Below are 15147 nucleotides of genomic sequence, written 5' to 3'. Positions count from 1 at the left end.
TTACGCGGCTTGAACGATACTTACAGAATCCGTACCAGCAGAGGCACTTATATTCTTCGGATCTACCGCCAATCGATAGCTGAAAGTGATGTTGTCTATGAATTGTCCCTCCTGACACAGCTGGAACACCAACTAAGCGCAGTAAATACAAAGGTTTCCGTTCCCCTCCCTCAAAAGAACAGCAGCTTATATACGGTCGTCGATGCGCCGGAGGGCCCGCGAGTTGCCGTGATTTACAGCTATCTGACAGGCACTGAGAACGTGCTGCATGATGAGGAATCATGTGCTTCCTTCGGAAAATCCGCTGCTGAATTGCATGCTGCCATGGACAGGGTCTCACTAGATTTGCCTAGACCGGATCTGGATACCCGCGCTCTGATCTCCCAGCCGCTGGACCGTATTGTGGATTATCTCGGTGAGGGACACCGCTCTGCTGCGTACCTGCGCGAGTTCGCCGGTGCATTAACGGAACGGATCAATGCTGCTAGTCCGGGCCTGGACTGGGGCATCTGCCACGGAGATTTGCACGGGAATAACAATGCCTTCCAGGAGGGCGATGCGTTCACGCATTATGATTTTGAATGGGCGGCACAAGGTTGGCGCGCCTACGACTTGGCCCAGGTCCGGCATAGAAAACGCCTGCCTCAGGAGAAGAAGGAACCGCTGTGGCAGGCGTTAATGTCGGGCTACCGCTCGGTCAGAGACTTCTCCGAACAAGATGAATCTGTAATTGATCTGTTTATGATTGCCCGCCGGTTGTGGGTGATGGGACTTGATGTCGAGTTCATCAGTGATAGCGGGGCGCTGGATTACACGGAAGACTGGCTGGAGGAGTTCATTGATGAGTTCCGCTCTTACGATATAGTCTGATGATCCATGAGGAGGAGGAAGACGGGGATGTACACCATCTATAAGCATTGTTAGGGATTATTATGTCCGCGTACAAAAGGAGCTGTAACGCCGATTGCCCTCCGCTAGGCGGGATGCTGTTAAAAGCCCATTGCACCTGGGCATCCGCCCAGGCATCTTCTCCGCGAATGCATATGATGATTATGCCTAATGAAACGAAAGAGGAGCGATAGATATGGGATTTATACCAGTGCCGGGAGGCGGCGGAGGATTTCCGGGGATACCGGGATTTCCGGGTGGACCAGGCTTGCCGGGAGGGCCGGGGATACCAGGCGGAGGGCCCGGAGGATTTCCGGGGACGCCCGGGGGTGCACCGGGAGGAGTAGCCGCACCGACGGCGCCACCGCCGCAATTCGTACCGCAAGCACCGGCGGTTACTGCTTATGCGGTTGACCCCGGAGGCATCAGAGGATGCCTGTTCCGCAACACTTATATCTGGCTGAATAATGGTGAGCAGTTCTGGTTCTACCCGGTATTCGTGGGCCGTAATTCGGTCGCAGGCTTCAGATGGAATGGCTTCTTCTGGGGATACTACGGCGTTGATTTGAACCGGGTTAGCTCGTTCACCTGCTTCTAGCCTGGCGGCATCTCCCTGTTTGGCGTACCGTGACTTGGTTAAGTATAGATCAAGATCACGGACAGGGAGGTGTACCATGGACAACCTGTGGATGGCATTCGTCTACCCTGGCAGCTTCTTGAGTCTGCTGGGGATTGTATTACTCATTATTGGCTATCAACGGCGTCGCACGGGCAGGCGTACCCGTCTGGAAGGCGCGGTAGCCCAGCCCGGCCCGCCGGCACCTGGAGGCCCAGGCACCGCATCGTTTCAGCGGGAGGTACGGTATTCGCTGATGGGAGGCATTCTGCTGGGGCTGGGCTTGCTCCTATTTGCTGCATTGGGCGTTACCTCGCTGTTAGAATAGGACAAGCGTATTGAGCTGGAAACGGCTTAAGCGGGTAGCGGGCAGTACGATACACCTTGCTAAATTCGGGAGCAGGGTGTATTATTAGTCTAATATGTCAGTTAGTACTGACAGTCAACTTTTTGAAATGAGGAATATGATGATGGAGAGCAAATCGCTAAGCACCAGTGATAAACTCTTGGCCGCTGCCATTGATCTATTCGCAGAGAAGGGTTACAAGAGTGTGACCACCCAGGAGATTGCAGCGGCGGCAGGCTTAAGCGAGAAGACGCTGTTCCGTAAGTTCGGAACCAAGCAGAACCTGCTGGAGCGGGCCTTCGACCGGTATCATTATACCGAGGATATGGCGAGGCTGTTCAATGAGAGCATTGTATGGAATCTACATACCGATCTGCTGCTGGTCAGCCGGACGTATCATGAGATTATGAACCGCAACCGGAAGATGAATATGATATTTATCAAGGAAGGGGATCAACTCCCCGGTCTTAAGGAGTATAGCAGAACCGCCCCGGAGCAGTTGATGCGGAATCTGACGGATTATTTCAAGGCCATGACCGAGCGGGGGAAGCTGATTCCCGGGAATCCCAGAGTGCAGGCTGTGCAATTTATGGTGCTGAATTATGGCGCATTCCTGAATAATCTGGACGATGAGGGGAATTTCACTTCGGTGTCGCTGGAGGAATTCATCACGGCAAGTGTCCAGACCTTTACTAGGGCTTTCACGCCCTAGTTGTTTTTTTGGATAAAATGACAGTAAGTACTGACTAACATAATTGAATTGATATATGGAGAGAGGAGCACTACCTATGCAGAACCATGCTGTAACGCCTAATACCAAAGGGAATATATTAATGCGCGCCCTCGTGTTTACCCTGGTGATTTCATCAATGAATGCGAATATGTTCAATATTGTACTGCCTACGATTAGTAAGGAATTTGAATTATCGCCATCCCAGGTGAGCTGGGTCATTACCAGTTACATGATTGTATATGCTGTTGGTGCGGTTACTTTTGGCAAATTGACGGAGAAGTACCGGCTGAAGGACTTACTGACGTATGGATTATTGCTCTTTGTCCTCGGGTCTATGGCTGGCGTTGCCGCCACCGAATACTGGATGATTATTGCGGGTCGTGTAATTCAGGCAGCCGGGGCTTCCGTGATCCCTGCTATGGCTATGATCATCCCGATCCGTTACTTTTCTCCCGAGAAAAGAGGCCGTGCGCTGGGTACGTCTGCCATTGGGATAGCCTTGGGTACCGCGCTGGGGCCGATTATTGCCGGTATGGTCATCAGCGCCTGGAGCTGGCGGATTCTGTTCCTCATTCCGTTGCTGTCGCTGCTGACACTGCCGGTCTACCGCAAATATCTGCAGGGTGATGAATCAGGAAAGGCGGGTCCGATGGACTGGCTTGGCGGCATATTGCTGGCTGGGGCGGTAACGGCAACTTTATTGGCATTAACGAGCGGGAGCTTCCCGTTTGCGCTGGCAGCGGTTCTGATGCTCCTCCTGTTTATTCTGCGTATCCGCTCCGCTGCGGCTCCGTTTATCCATCCAGATATTTTCCGCAACAGGCAGTATTCGATCATCCTGATGATTACCTTCTGCATTACAGGAATCAGCTTCAGCTCTCCATATCTCATCCCGCAGTTGCTGACACTTGTAAACGGTCTGTCTCCCGCCTATGTCGGGATCATCATGCTGCCGGCAGCTATCGTTACCACGGTTCTGGGCCGTAAGGGCGGCAAGCTGGCAGATGAGCACGGGAATCCTCGGCTCGTGTATACGGCGGCCTCGCTTCTGGGGATAGGCTTCCTGTGCTTGTCTTCCGTAGCTGGAGTATCATCGGTCCTGGTCTCGATCTCGCTGGTGTTCTGTGTGCTGGGCCAGTCGTTCATGCAGATTGCTATGTCAAATACGGTTTCGCGGACGTTGACCCCAGAGCAGACAGGAGTGGGGATGGGGCTGTTCTCCATGCTCACCTTCATCTCGGCCGCTACATCGACGGCGGTCCTGGGCAAGGTGCTCGACTCCGGTGCCCCGGCAGCGGCGTTCAATCCTATACCCGGGAATCCGGCTTCCTTTGTGTTTAGTAATATTTTCGCGGTGCTTGCTGTTCTGAGTATTGCGGTGAGCATGGTTTATTATGTACAGTTTGGGCGCAAGGAGAGCAGATCATCCGGGACCATAAGCAGGGACTTATAACATCAGCCCGGCCAGCCGGTGAATCCCCTGCTCGATCAAGGGCTCGTCCACCTTGGCAAAACCCAGCACCCACCCTTTCCTGGGGCTCTCCAGACAGTAGTGCGCAAGCGGGTATATACGGATTCCCTGCTTCAGGGCTAACCGGGACACAGCTTCTTCGTCACAGTCCGCTTCCGCCTCAAGGAACACATGCAGTCCTGTCTCTGCTCCGCTCAGGGTGAACCGCTCCCCTAGACCGCTGGATGTTATAGCCTTGGTTATGGCTTCATGTCTCCGTCGGTAGACATTGCGGACTCTCCTCATATGGCGCATGAAATGTCCCTTCTGGATGAAGTGGGTCAAGGTGAGCTGATCCATCACCGGAAGGTGGCGGTAGGTCAACTCCTGTACACGCGCCAACTGGGCGATGGCCCGTGCCGGGCCGACAATCGCCGAGATGCGTATGGCTGGGGCGATCATTTTGGAGAAGCTCATCATATACAGGGTATTATTCGGCGCCTGGCTATAGAGCGTGGGCAGCGGGTCGCCGCGGTAGCGGAATTCACTGTCATAGCCGTCCTCTATAATCCATAGCTGCTCCTGCACGGCCTGATGCAGCAACTGCTGCCTGCGCGGCTCAGACATCACGGAGCCTATGGCGCACTGGTGCGAAGGGGTTACGAAGACCAGTTTAGATTCCGGGTGGATCTGGTCAACCACAAGGCCATGCCGGTCTACCGGGACAGGGACTACGTGCATCCGCCGGTAATTCATCGCCATCCAGGCCGCCGGGAAGCCGGGATCTTCCACAGAGACGGTATCCCCTTCCGTGAGCAGGGATTGGGCAATCAGGTCAAGGTTGTGCTGGGCGCCTGAGGTCAACAGAATCTGATCGGGCTCAATCCGTATGCCCCGCTCAAGCAGCAAGTAACGCTGAATCTGTTCCCTGAGCGGCAGGTGACCGTAGGGATTGCCGTAGGACCAATCGGATACGTCCATTGCGGCGGAGGCGTGAAGCAGCGATTGCCGCCATTGATTCTGGAAGGTCCTGTCCACATAAGGCTCGTGAGGGGTGAAATCGATCTCCGCCTCTTGAGGCTGATGGCCTCCGAACCAGTCTTGCAGCTGATCTACCGCCGAGTTCAGCAGGGGAAGGGAAGGAGGAACGGGGCCTTCCGGCGTGGTCTCCCGGGTTGGCTGGATGACCGGATTCCAATGGCTTACCCGTGTTCCACCCCGCCGTGAGGTCACGGTATACCCTCTGCTGAGCAGCTCCTCGTAGACAAGCTGCACCGTGGAGCGTGATACCCCAAGCTGCTCAGCGAGTTCACGGGAAGGGAGCAGCAGCTCGCCCGGCGCCCAGATACCTTGTGTAATATTATGAATGGCCTGATTCAGCAATTGCTGCCAGATCGGGCTTGTATCGTTGCGGTTGACGAACATCACTCGGAATCCCTCCCGGTCGTTGTTTCAATACAGTGTCTGAGTTATGGATTGGTTGAAACCATCCTCTTTGGATATTTTAGCACAGTCCATTACTTGATATACTACCGAATAACGTATACGCGAAGGACGCGGGAAGGAGAGGGTTCGATATGAATCCGGTTCGTTACAAGGTTAGGGAATGCAAGGATGAGGCGAGGATTGAACAGTTTTTAATGCAGGCGAGAATTGGGTTTCTGGGATTAGTTGATGGGAATCTCCCCTATGTTGTGCCGCTGAACTATGTGTGGATGGACGGAAAACTGTATTTTCACGGGGCCGGAGATGGAAGACGCAATCAGGTGATGAGTACGAATTCAGAGGTATGCTTCACGGTGTGTGAGGAGTATGGTACGATCACGAACCCCGTGCCCGCCAAGACGGATACCGCCTATATGAGCGTGATGGTCTTCGGGCAGGCAGAGCCGGTGACAGATCTGGAGGAGGCTACACAGGTCTTGCAGGAGATGATGAACAAATATGTGCCCGGTTACTATAACCGGCCGTTGTCCAAGCAGCATGTCGATAAATACCGTTCGGCTGTGTACGGCGGGCCGGTGCAGGTATGCCGGATCACTCCACAGCATCTGACAGCCAAAGAGAATCCGGTTGAAGCAGAGAGCATGTACAAGCCAGGGACGAATGAAGGGCAGAGCGTGTAGGGACTGCACTCCAACTGAATAGGGAATGAGCGCTTGGGCCGGTAACGGCCCGGGCTTGTTCGCGTTGTGGTAAGGCCGAATGTATGCGAACCGAACACAATGGGCGGGGCAGGGCGGGGGATGTAGTGGGGCGGATGTAATCGGAAAACCCATCACAATGGGCTGCGAGGGGGGCATGGACGGAAATGTAATCGGAAAACCGATTACAATGCAGGGTGGGGGCTTGTGGACCAAATGTAAGCGAGGATAGAGGGGCGGCAAAGTTGCTGTGAACCCCAGGATGTCGTATGGTTGAGTTAGTATAGCAAACAAAGGTAGTATAGAGAATATTAGTAGGATCGAGAATACAGGTAGGATCGAGCAGAAAGGATGAAGCAAATGTCCACAGATAACCAAGCTCTTCCCCCGGCCCCGATTACAGAACCCGGACGGAATGTCCTTGATCTGACGGGGCCCGGCAGCCACACGCTTGAACGCAAGCCCGGTATGGGCAGCTTATCGATCGGCCCCCAGGAGTCGAAGCCACCGGCAGAGGTGCTGGTCGCTGCGGATGAGCGCATCAACTGGTCCGTCTTCGAGCCCTTCGCCACCCCCGCCGGTTCGCCATGGCCGCGTTATATAAGCTATTCCGGCGGTGACACAGGCTTCCTTGAGTGGGCAGAGCAGCGGCCGATCGAGAATATAAGCTGGACCCCGGTGCTGCCGGAGGGCGCATCGCTGGACGGTAGCCGGGCTGATATCTATACCCTGGGTATCAAACTGGGTCTTCTGGCAAATGGACAGCTGAGCCTGGTCCTGCCGGACAAGCTGTACAACCTGAGCTTGTCCGGCGATCTGACGCGCTTCTCGGCTTCCGGCCATCTGCCCACTACTCTGGCCTTAGTACCGGATATGAGCCGGCGCAGGAGCGATGTGCCGTACCGGCTGCCGGATCTGGGGGAGCTGCAGGGTGTGACTCACCTGACACTGAATAGCCCGCCGCTGGGCCAGCCCATCTCGCTGGACGGCCTGGAACAATTCCCGAACCTGGAATCGCTCAGCCTGTGGGGAAGCTTCTGCGATCTGGAAGCGCTTGCCCGCCTGACGGGGCTGACCAGCCTGGAGCTCCGCTTCATGCCGGAGCTGGAGGGCCTGCCTTCCCTGGATACATGGCCGCTGCTGGACCGGTTCATCGCCTACAATGTCGAGGAGGCCGTAGGCAAACGTCTGCGGCAGCAGATGAAGGCGCGCGCTAAGGTCCGCCCTTGGGATGATTATGCCTCCATAAGCCAGCTCAGGAAGCCGGAGTGGTGGCAGAGCGAATACGGCCGCCCGTTCGCGGCCTGGCCGAAGCGTCTGGCCAAGCTGGCGAACGAAGCCTACGATGCTGCACAGGCAGCCCTAAGAGAGGCCCGCAGTCTTGAAGAGGCGGAGGCCGCCATTACCGCGTTCACCCTGCGCTTCAATTCACTGAAGGGCATTGAGACTACCGAGAGAGAAGACCTGGGCGAAGCCGTATGGCAGCTCAGCCAGTCAGAGCACCAGATCGGTCAGCCTATAACAGAGGAAATGGCGCAGGGCTGGTTCGATGCGGCCCGTGATTATTAATTAAAATGTTTATAAAAATTAATATAAATCTTAAAATTTAGTTCCATTAGTGATAAACTAGGAGCAGGATTGATCCAAACGGTGTGTGACTTGGTCCGCGCTGGTTTGCTATGGCGCCTAAGCAGGAGTGCCTGCATCCTTCCTGCAAATCGTAGGGTAGAAGGACGGGAGAATATGAGCAACCAACAAACAAAAACAGACGTTATTTTAATTGGTGCTGGAATCATGAGTGCAACACTTGGTTCACTGTTAAAGGAATTAGTACCGGAATGGGAAATAACCGTGTTTGAGCGGCGTGCGGGTGCCGGGGAGGAAAGCTCGAACGAATGGAACAATGCGGGAACAGGGCATTCTTCACTCTGCGAGCTGAACTATACCACAGAGCAGCCGGACGGATCGATTGACATCAGCAAGGCGATTAAGGTGAACGAGGAGTTTCAGTTCTCCAAGCAATTCTGGTCGTATCTGGTGAGCCAGAAACGAATACACAATCCGCAGGATTTCATTGTACCTGTGCCACATATGAGCTTTGTTGAAGGTGAGAAGGACGTAGCATTTTTACAAAAGCGATTTGAAGCGCTTTCAAATAGCCCGCTGTTTCAAGGGATGGAATTCTCCGATGATCCAAGGAAGCTAATGGAATGGATACCGCTGATGATGAAGAACCGGAAGCTGGACCAGCCGATAGCGGCAACCAAAATCGATTCGGGAACCGATGTGAATTTCGGTGCCCTGACACGTATGCTGTTCAGCCATTTACAAAGCAGCAATACCGAGATTAGATATAACCATCAGGTGGATGACCTGAAGCGCGCGCAGGACGGCTCCTGGGAGCTGAAGGTGCGGAACCTCACCAGCGGCGTAACGGAGCATCATGCGGCTAAGTTCGTCTTCATCGGCGGCGGGGGAGGAAGCCTGCATCTGTTGCAGAAATCCGGCATCCCGGAAGGCAGAAAAATTGGCGGATTTCCGGTAAGCGGGCTGTTCATGGTGTGCAAGAAGCCGGAGATTGTAGCGCAGCATCAGGCCAAGGTGTATGGTAAGGCTGCGGTGGGTGCGCCTCCGATGTCAGTTCCGCATCTGGATACCCGGGTGATCGATAAGCAGGAATCGTTGTTCTTCGGACCGTTCGCCGGCTTCTCGCCCAAGTTCCTGAAGTTCGGCTCCATGTTCGATCTGATTACTTCGGTCAAGCCGGATAATCTGGTGACCATGCTTGCCGCAGGAGCGAAGAACCTGTCGTTGACCAAATATCTGATCGGGCAGGTCATGCTGTCCAAGGAACAGCGCATGGAAGCGCTGCGGGAGTTCGTCCCCGATGCTAACAGCGAGGATTGGGAGCTGGTGGTGGCGGGCCAGCGGGTGCAGATTATTAAGGATACGGCTGCCGGTAAAGGCATGCTTCAATTCGGGACGGAAGTCATCAGCAGCGCCGACGGCTCGATCGCCGCATTGCTGGGAGCTTCTCCGGGGGCATCAACGGCCGTATCGGTCATGCTGGAAGTAATCAGCAAGTGCTTCCCGCAGCAGATCAAGGCCTGGGAGCCGAAGATCAAGCAGATGATTCCTGCCTACGGCATGTCCCTGTCGGCTAACCCGAAGCTATTGAACGACATCCATGCTTCCGCAGCGCAGACGCTGGGTCTGACGAATGGATCAGGGGGACATGAGCAGCCGTTTGCAGTCAATCATTTATAGAGATAGAGGGGGGTGCGGCTGATCACCAGCCTGCCAGCTCTTGTATACATGGATAGAGGCCATCCGCAGGGATGGCCTCTATGTCTTGCTGTAATAAGCCTGCCCGGCTGCATATTCCGAAAGCTCTCAGGCCTTGTGACCCTTGAATAGCCGGATCGCCAGAATCAAAGCCACCGCTACCGCAGCCAGACCCGCCCAGTTCAGATGGAGCACAGAGGTACGGCTGATCACATAGCCGCCTAAGCCAGATCCCAGCGCGAAGCCGAACTGGATGAAGGACGTATTGACGCTCAGGGCCATATCCGGGTTCCGGGGAACCAGGGTGACCAGCAGGAGCTGCTGCGCAGGGGAGATACTCCAGGTCCCCAGCATAAAGATCATCAGGACCAGGAGGAGTACGATCACATGAACACCCGCCAGTGCGAACAGGAGGAGTGTAGCTGTCTGTAACAGCAGTCCCGTAAGGATAGTGAACTTCGAGCCTTTGGAATCCGCCAATTGTCCGCCTGCCTTGGACCCCAGGAAGCTGCAGACCCCCGCGAGGAAGAGCACGCCGCTGATTTCGGTGACAGACAGTGAGGATGCGGCCTGCAGGTAAGGGGTAATATAAGTGAAGAGTGTAGCGTAACCTCCCACATACAATAAGGTGATCGCCAGAGCTGTGACAATTCTGGAATCCTTCAGCACAGAGAGCTGCATCCTGAGGGTGACAGCTTCTTTTTCTTTGATGGAAGGTACCTTGACGGAGATGATGAACAGCGGAAGCAGGCTCAGCAGCCCGACGATGATGAACAGAGCCCTCCACCCAAAGTATTCGCTGAAAAAGGTGCCAGCCGGAACGCCCAGAACCAGCGAGCTGCTGAGTCCCATCAGAATAATGCCAATCGCATTGCCTCTGCGCTCCTTCTCCACGAGCCTTGTAGCTACGGCCATGGAGACTACGGTAGCTATGCCCCCGCTTGCTCCTTGGATTACCCGTACTCCCAGTATAGCTTCATAAGGCAGATTCAGAAGCATCAGTCCGTTGCTGGCAATGAACACGCCGAGGGCGGTCATCAGCAGCTTTTTGCGGTCCATATTGAGGGTGAGTGCAATGAGAACCGGTGCAATAATCGCTGCGGACAGCGCGAATACAGTCACCATTAGCCCGACTTCGGAGGTGGATACGCTAAGATCTGCCGCCATCATCTCAATGACGCCGGTAATAATATATTCAATCGTCCCGATCAGAAAAACGGCCAGTGCCAGAATATATATCGTCAATCGGTTATTCAAGTTCATTCGCTCCTTGTGGTTTCATATCCTTGTACATTCATAACGGAATCGGCCGCCGTTCTTGTCATCACTCTACGATGCTGCTAAGGTTAAGTCAAAGAAACGTTTCTGAATGGAACGTTCATTTTTTTTGAATGAAGGGGTGATACAGAATGGAATTGCGCCAACTTAAAACCTTTTATACGCTGGCTTCCACGCTCAATTTCGCCCGCGCCGCCGAAGCGCAGAACTACGTTCCCTCAACGGTTACGATGCAAATGAAGGCCCTGGAGGAAGAATTAGGAGTGAAGCTGGTGGACCGGCTCGGCAAAAATGTGACGTTAACCGATACCGGAAAAACGTTCCTGCGTTATGCGGATAACATCCTGTGTATGGTGGAGGAGGCGCAGCACGCCCTCAAGCAGCCCGGCGAGCTGACAGGCACCCTCGTGATCAGCGCAGATGAGACGTTATGCACCTACCGGCTTCCCGCCGTGCTGCGCAAGTTCCGTAAGCTCCATCCCGGAGTCCGGCTGATCTTCCTGCCGCTCGTGAGTCCAAGCCTCAGGCAGAGTCTGCGGGACGGGGATGTCGATGTGATCTTCATGCTGGATGAAGTGAAGGGCGAGAGCGGATTCTGCGGAGAAAAAATAAGGGAGGAACGCTTCTGCCTTCTGGCTGCTCCCGATCATCCGCTGGCGTCGCGTCCGGCGCTGGCTATCGAGGATTTCCACGGTGAAACGTTCTTACTGACGGAGCAAGGGTGCTCCTACCGCGGCTTCTTCGAGCGCAGCCTGTCGCAGAAGGGGATGGCGGGCATTACGGAACTTGAGTTTCATAGCGCAGAAGCCATCAAACAATGTGCGAAGCTGGGCATGGGCATCGCCATCCTGCCTGAAATGGCCGTAAGCGAAGAATTGAAGCGGGGGGAGCTGATCTCCCTGCCGTGGGATTTGACCGCAGTATCCTTTGCCACCCAAATGTTCTGGCATGAGGAGAAGTGGCTCTCCCCGGCAATTGAGGCTTTTATCCGTCTGGCCCGGGATCTCGAATCCTCCCCTTGACCTTAGGTCTGACCCAGGGTGTATCGTAGGGATATTCCAAGCCGCAGTCCGGGGAGTGATTAGGATGAGAAATGAAATAACAATTAGTGAACTGGCCAAGCTGATGAATGTATCGGTTCACCAGATCCGGTATTTTGAAGAGAAGGGTGTTCTGCAGCCTGCTTATACCGGTGAGAATCAGTACAGAATGTACAGTATGGATCAAGTGTATCAGCTCGCGCATATCCTGCTGCTCCGCAAGCTTGAAGTGCCTGTTCAGTCCATTAATGAATGTATGGGCTATAGTCCGGAGCAGCATCGCGGGCTTCTGGAGCATTCTCTGGAGGGGATTGAGCAAGAGCTGCGCCGCCTCCGGGAGCTTCGGCAGTTCATCCGTAAAATGCTGGAGGAACAGCAGAGCTACAGCACCTCACCTGAGACCTTTCAGATCAAGAAGTGTAAGGCTACAAGTCTTATGCAGGTGATTAAGCTGGATTCACACAGGAAGCTGAGTGCAGCGCTGCTTGCGGAGCAGGCGGCAGGGATACCGGATCTGTTCGAATCGGATATGTATTATGTGCTGGAGGAGCCGGGCGCTGTGACCTTGTGTCTGGAACAGCCGGAGGCGGGCGGAGTTATTTTACCGGAAGGGGAGTATCTGACTCTGCAATGTGTGGCCCGCGAGGAGGAGCTGGAGCAATGGACCGGCCGGCTGCTGGAGCATGCTGCTGCACAAGTGATTCCTCTCGCGGGACCGCTGGTGGTCATTGAACGTTCTTATCTCTCCCTGTTCGTTCCGGGCAAGCTGCATTATGAGCTGAGGGCCTGCATCGGCCCGGCTGCACCCGTGGAAGGGAGAGGTTCCGTATGAGAACGATGCCAACAGGTACAACGTCAATAAGCACAGCGCCAGTAACTATCGAACCTATGGAGGCGAGGTATAATCGTGCAGTGGGGCAGCTGCTGGCTCAAGCTTTTCAAGGGAAATTCCAGAACCGGCTCAGGCTGAAGGAGGCAGAGCTGGCAGGGTGCTTCGAGTTGCTGCTTCAGTATGCTCCTGCTGATCCCTATACACACAGGATGGTAGCTGTGCAGCAGGGGGAGGTGATTGGCAGCATCTCGGTTAAGCGTAGACCTGAAGCGGACCTTATGGGGAGCAAGCAGACGTCTCCGTTACCGGGAACCTCACAGCTATTAGGCAAACGGGGCATGATCAGAATGCTGATCGGCCTCTATGTACTAGACCATACCCCGGCAGCAGGCGAGTGTTATATTACCGACCTCGCGGTTCACCCGGAGCATCAGAACAAGGGGGTGGGAAGGCTGCTTATAGAGTGGGCGCAGAAGCTTGTAGAAACCGACCCGGGACTGAATCGTCTCAGCCTGCATGTATCAGCCGGTAACCCGCATGCCCGTCAGCTATACGGGAAGTGGTCTTTCCACACGGAAGCCCGGGAGACACGTTATACCCTGTACTTATTGTTCAATGAATTGCGCTGGGAATACATGGTTCAGAAGAGGTGCGGATAAAGAAATGAGGACAACGAAGAAACTATGGATTTCTCTGCTAATTATAGTGCTACTCCTTGGCGGTGCGGGGATATACATTGTGCAGCAGAACCGCTTTGAGATGACGGAGCAGGCCATCGAGATTGCGTCGCCCGAAGGCAAGCTGACCGGAACGCTGGTGTTGCCTAAGGAGTCTTCCGCTTCCGGCAAGCTGGGACTTGTCCTCTTCATCCATGGGGACGGACCGATTAATGCCTCGCATGATGACGGATATAAGCCGCTATGGGAGCGGTTGGCCAGTCTGGGGTATGCCTCCTTGTCTCTTGATAAAAGAGGGATCGGCGGTTCGGCGGGAAATTGGCTGGATCAGAGTATAGATGACCGGGTGGAGGAAGCCCGCGAGGCTATCACATGGGCCCGGAAGCAGCCGGACATCGATCCCGACCGGATCGGGGTGTGGGGCGCCAGTCAGGCAGGCTGGGTGATTCCCAAGCTGGCGGGCAAGGAGCCGCTCGCCTTCAGCATCCTGGTCTCCCCGGCTATTAACTGGCTGCGCCAGGGTGCCTATCATACCCGGCAGCAAATGCTGCAGGAAGGGAAATCGGAAGCGGAGATTCAAGCGGAAATAGCATCTAACAACGAGATTCGGGATCTTCTGGCGCGCAAGGCGAGCTATGAGGATTATCTAGCTGCGGCACGAGAGGACAGCCCGATGACGCGGGAGCGGTGGACCTTTGTCAGCAAAAATTACCTGTCGGATGCCGGGGAGGATCTTAAGCAATTCCATTCCCCGGTGCTGTTGCTGCTGGGCCAGCAGGATATTCATGTAGACTGGCAGGAGACAGAGCAGGTGTACCGCAAGCTCGTCCGGCCGGAGCTGCTGAGCGTGGCGGTCTTCCCGGAGGCAGAGCATTCCATGCTGAGCAAGAAGACGGCGGATTCCAGCTTCCGGGCGCTCATGATCAGTCTGTTCGCCCCGCGGCACATCACCGTGCCGGGCTATATGGATCAGATTGAGGACTTTCTGAAGGAGCTGAATTAACACAGGCGGCTGATGAATAGGATAATGTCCTCGCGCGCGCGCATTCTCTGGAACTTGCGGCAGCAATGGTCTATCATATAGGCTAAAGAATTCAAAAATTAGATCAGCTGCGGATTATGGGTGACAAGAGGAGAACCGATGGACAAGCCAATTACGATTCTGGTTGCTGAAGATGACAGTGACATTAGCCGGCTGCTGTGCAGCATTATCAGGAAGAGCGGATACCTGCCCCAGCCTGCCTTCTCCGGAACAGAGGCCTTGCTCTATCTGGAGCAGCGGGAATGGAGTATGGTTCTGCTCGATCTGATGCTGCCGGGAATGCCAGGCGAGGAGCTGCTGAAGTGGATTCGCCTGCGCGGGGGGATGCCCGTGATTATCATCTCGGCGAAGGGGGAGCAGCAGACCAAAGTGTCAGCGCTGCGCGGAGGTGCAGATGACTTTATTACAAAGCCTTTTGATATTGAGGAGGTATCCGCGCGGATTGACTCCCATCTGCGCCGGTTAACACAGATTACGCCACCAGCTGTAACCCGCATCCTGGAGCATAACGGCCTTGTGCTTGACTGTGACTCCATGGTGGTAACGGCAGAGGGGACAGAGGCGGCTCTGACGGCACGGGAGTATGACATTCTCAAATTGCTGCTATCGGAACCCCAGAAGGTATTCACCAAGGCCAATCTGTATGAGAGTGTATGGGAGGAGCCTTATTACGGTGACGATAATACGGTGAATGTCCATATGAGCAATTTGCGGAGCAAGCTGTCCAAGGCGGCACCGGGAAGCGAGTATATCGAGACGGTCTGGGGAATGGGCTACCGGCTGAAGACTTAAGACATTCTTAAGGATTCGCTTTAG

Annotated in this window: 15 protein-coding genes; 13 read left to right on the top strand and 2 right to left on the bottom strand. The window is 54.7% G+C overall.

Annotated elements, in window-relative coordinates:
* Window positions 1-9 precede the first annotated feature (9 nt).
* The 5 genes from MHH28_RS21880 to MHH28_RS21860 all read left to right on the top strand — a co-directional run bounded on the left by MHH28_RS21880 (window position 10) and on the right by MHH28_RS21860 (window position 4036).
* Window positions 10-870 (top strand): phosphotransferase, encoded by an 861-nt coding sequence (locus MHH28_RS21880; protein WP_405105515.1) that lies wholly within the window; start codon window positions 10-12, stop codon window positions 868-870.
* A gap of 214 nt (window positions 871-1084) precedes the next feature.
* Window positions 1085-1486, top strand: a complete 402-nt coding sequence (locus tag MHH28_RS21875) for a collagen-like protein (RefSeq protein WP_405105513.1) — start codon at window positions 1085-1087, stop codon at window positions 1484-1486.
* Window positions 1487-1562: 76 nt separating this feature from the next.
* Complete coding sequence (locus MHH28_RS21870) at window positions 1563-1832, top strand: hypothetical protein (RefSeq protein ID WP_036722938.1); 270 nt, start codon at window positions 1563-1565, stop codon at window positions 1830-1832.
* Window positions 1833-1926: 94 nt separating this feature from the next.
* The gene (locus MHH28_RS21865; protein ID WP_405105511.1) at window positions 1927-2562 is read left to right on the top strand and encodes a TetR/AcrR family transcriptional regulator; all 636 of its coding nucleotides are present in this window, start codon (window positions 1927-1929) and stop codon (window positions 2560-2562) included.
* Between the two features lie 76 nt (window positions 2563-2638).
* A complete protein-coding gene (locus MHH28_RS21860) occupies window positions 2639-4036 on the top strand; it encodes an MFS transporter (RefSeq protein WP_405105509.1) in 1398 nt (465 codons plus the stop codon).
* Here MHH28_RS21860 and MHH28_RS21855 read toward each other — a convergent pair.
* The gene (locus MHH28_RS21855; RefSeq protein WP_405105507.1) at window positions 4031-5461 is read right to left on the bottom strand and encodes a PLP-dependent aminotransferase family protein; all 1431 of its coding nucleotides are present in this window, start codon (window positions 5459-5461) and stop codon (window positions 4031-4033) included. The genes MHH28_RS21860 and MHH28_RS21855 overlap by 6 nt on opposite strands.
* Window positions 5462-5610: 149 nt before the next feature.
* Here MHH28_RS21855 and MHH28_RS21850 point away from each other — a divergent pair, with 149 nt between their 5' ends.
* The 3 genes from MHH28_RS21850 to MHH28_RS21840 all read left to right on the top strand — a co-directional run bounded on the left by MHH28_RS21850 (window position 5611) and on the right by MHH28_RS21840 (window position 9444).
* On the top strand, window positions 5611-6159 hold the full coding sequence (locus MHH28_RS21850; protein WP_405105505.1) for a pyridoxamine 5'-phosphate oxidase family protein: 549 nt from the start codon (window positions 5611-5613) through the stop codon (window positions 6157-6159).
* A 378-nt stretch (window positions 6160-6537) separates the two neighbouring features.
* Window positions 6538-7746, top strand: coding sequence for a hypothetical protein (locus MHH28_RS21845; RefSeq protein ID WP_405105503.1), 1209 nt, complete (start codon window positions 6538-6540; stop codon window positions 7744-7746).
* Window positions 7747-7920: 174 nt separating this feature from the next.
* Complete coding sequence (locus tag MHH28_RS21840; protein WP_405105501.1) at window positions 7921-9444, top strand: malate:quinone oxidoreductase; 1524 nt, start codon at window positions 7921-7923, stop codon at window positions 9442-9444.
* 126 nt (window positions 9445-9570) lie between these two features.
* Here MHH28_RS21840 and MHH28_RS21835 read toward each other — a convergent pair whose 3' ends face one another.
* Window positions 9571-10725: an MFS transporter gene (locus tag MHH28_RS21835; protein ID WP_405105499.1), complete on the bottom strand. Its 1155-nt coding sequence runs from the start codon at window positions 10723-10725 to the stop codon at window positions 9571-9573.
* A gap of 146 nt (window positions 10726-10871) precedes the next feature.
* On the opposite strand from MHH28_RS21835, the gene MHH28_RS21830 reads away from it, so the two are divergent.
* The 5 genes from MHH28_RS21830 (at window position 10872) to MHH28_RS21810 (ending at window position 15123) form a co-directional block, all read left to right on the top strand.
* Entirely contained in the window at window positions 10872-11762 is an 891-nt protein-coding gene (locus MHH28_RS21830; RefSeq protein ID WP_405105497.1) for a LysR family transcriptional regulator, read from the top strand.
* Between the two features lie 64 nt (window positions 11763-11826).
* Window positions 11827-12612 carry a MerR family transcriptional regulator gene (locus MHH28_RS21825; RefSeq protein ID WP_405105495.1) on the top strand — a complete coding sequence of 262 codons (786 nt, stop codon included), beginning with the start codon at window positions 11827-11829 and terminating at the stop codon, window positions 12610-12612.
* Complete coding sequence (locus MHH28_RS21820; RefSeq protein ID WP_405105493.1) at window positions 12609-13271, top strand: GNAT family N-acetyltransferase; 663 nt, start codon at window positions 12609-12611, stop codon at window positions 13269-13271. Before MHH28_RS21825 ends, MHH28_RS21820 begins: the two co-directional genes overlap by 4 nt.
* A 4-nt stretch (window positions 13272-13275) precedes the next feature.
* A complete protein-coding gene (locus MHH28_RS21815; RefSeq protein WP_405105491.1) occupies window positions 13276-14292 on the top strand; it encodes an alpha/beta hydrolase family protein in 1017 nt (338 codons plus the stop codon).
* Window positions 14293-14430: 138 nt separating this feature from the next.
* Window positions 14431-15123 carry a response regulator transcription factor gene (locus tag MHH28_RS21810; RefSeq protein WP_405105489.1) on the top strand — a complete coding sequence of 231 codons (693 nt, stop codon included), beginning with the start codon at window positions 14431-14433 and terminating at the stop codon, window positions 15121-15123.
* Window positions 15124-15147: the final 24 nt, after the last annotated feature.

It is taken from the genome of Paenibacillus sp. FSL K6-1217, from assembly GCF_045040735.1.
GTDB lineage: Bacteria > Bacillota > Bacilli > Paenibacillales > Paenibacillaceae > Paenibacillus_AQ.
This window is presented reverse-complemented; position numbering and strand designations above follow the sequence as displayed.

Bases quoted from the DNA above. Each gene is read 5' to 3' on its own strand.
- MHH28_RS21875 (WP_405105513.1), top strand. From the start codon at position 1,085: ATGGGATTTATACCAGTGCCGGGAGGCGGCGGAGGATTTCCGGGGATA.
- MHH28_RS21870 (WP_036722938.1), top strand. From the start codon at position 1,563: ATGGACAACCTGTGGATGGCATTCGTCTACCCTGGCAGCTTCTTGAGT.
- MHH28_RS21865 (WP_405105511.1), top strand. From the start codon at position 1,927: ATGTCAGTTAGTACTGACAGTCAACTTTTTGAAATGAGGAATATGATG.
- MHH28_RS21860 (WP_405105509.1), top strand. From the start codon at position 2,639: ATGCAGAACCATGCTGTAACGCCTAATACCAAAGGGAATATATTAATG.
- MHH28_RS21850 (WP_405105505.1), top strand. From the start codon at position 5,611: ATGAATCCGGTTCGTTACAAGGTTAGGGAATGCAAGGATGAGGCGAGG.
- MHH28_RS21845 (WP_405105503.1), top strand. From the start codon at position 6,538: ATGTCCACAGATAACCAAGCTCTTCCCCCGGCCCCGATTACAGAACCC.
- MHH28_RS21840 (WP_405105501.1), top strand. From the start codon at position 7,921: ATGAGCAACCAACAAACAAAAACAGACGTTATTTTAATTGGTGCTGGA.
- MHH28_RS21835 (WP_405105499.1), bottom strand. From the start codon at position 10,725: ATGAACTTGAATAACCGATTGACGATATATATTCTGGCACTGGCCGTT.
- MHH28_RS21830 (WP_405105497.1), top strand. From the start codon at position 10,872: ATGGAATTGCGCCAACTTAAAACCTTTTATACGCTGGCTTCCACGCTC.
- MHH28_RS21825 (WP_405105495.1), top strand. From the start codon at position 11,827: ATGAGAAATGAAATAACAATTAGTGAACTGGCCAAGCTGATGAATGTA.
- MHH28_RS21820 (WP_405105493.1), top strand. From the start codon at position 12,609: ATGAGAACGATGCCAACAGGTACAACGTCAATAAGCACAGCGCCAGTA.
- MHH28_RS21815 (WP_405105491.1), top strand. From the start codon at position 13,276: ATGAGGACAACGAAGAAACTATGGATTTCTCTGCTAATTATAGTGCTA.
- MHH28_RS21810 (WP_405105489.1), top strand. From the start codon at position 14,431: ATGGACAAGCCAATTACGATTCTGGTTGCTGAAGATGACAGTGACATT.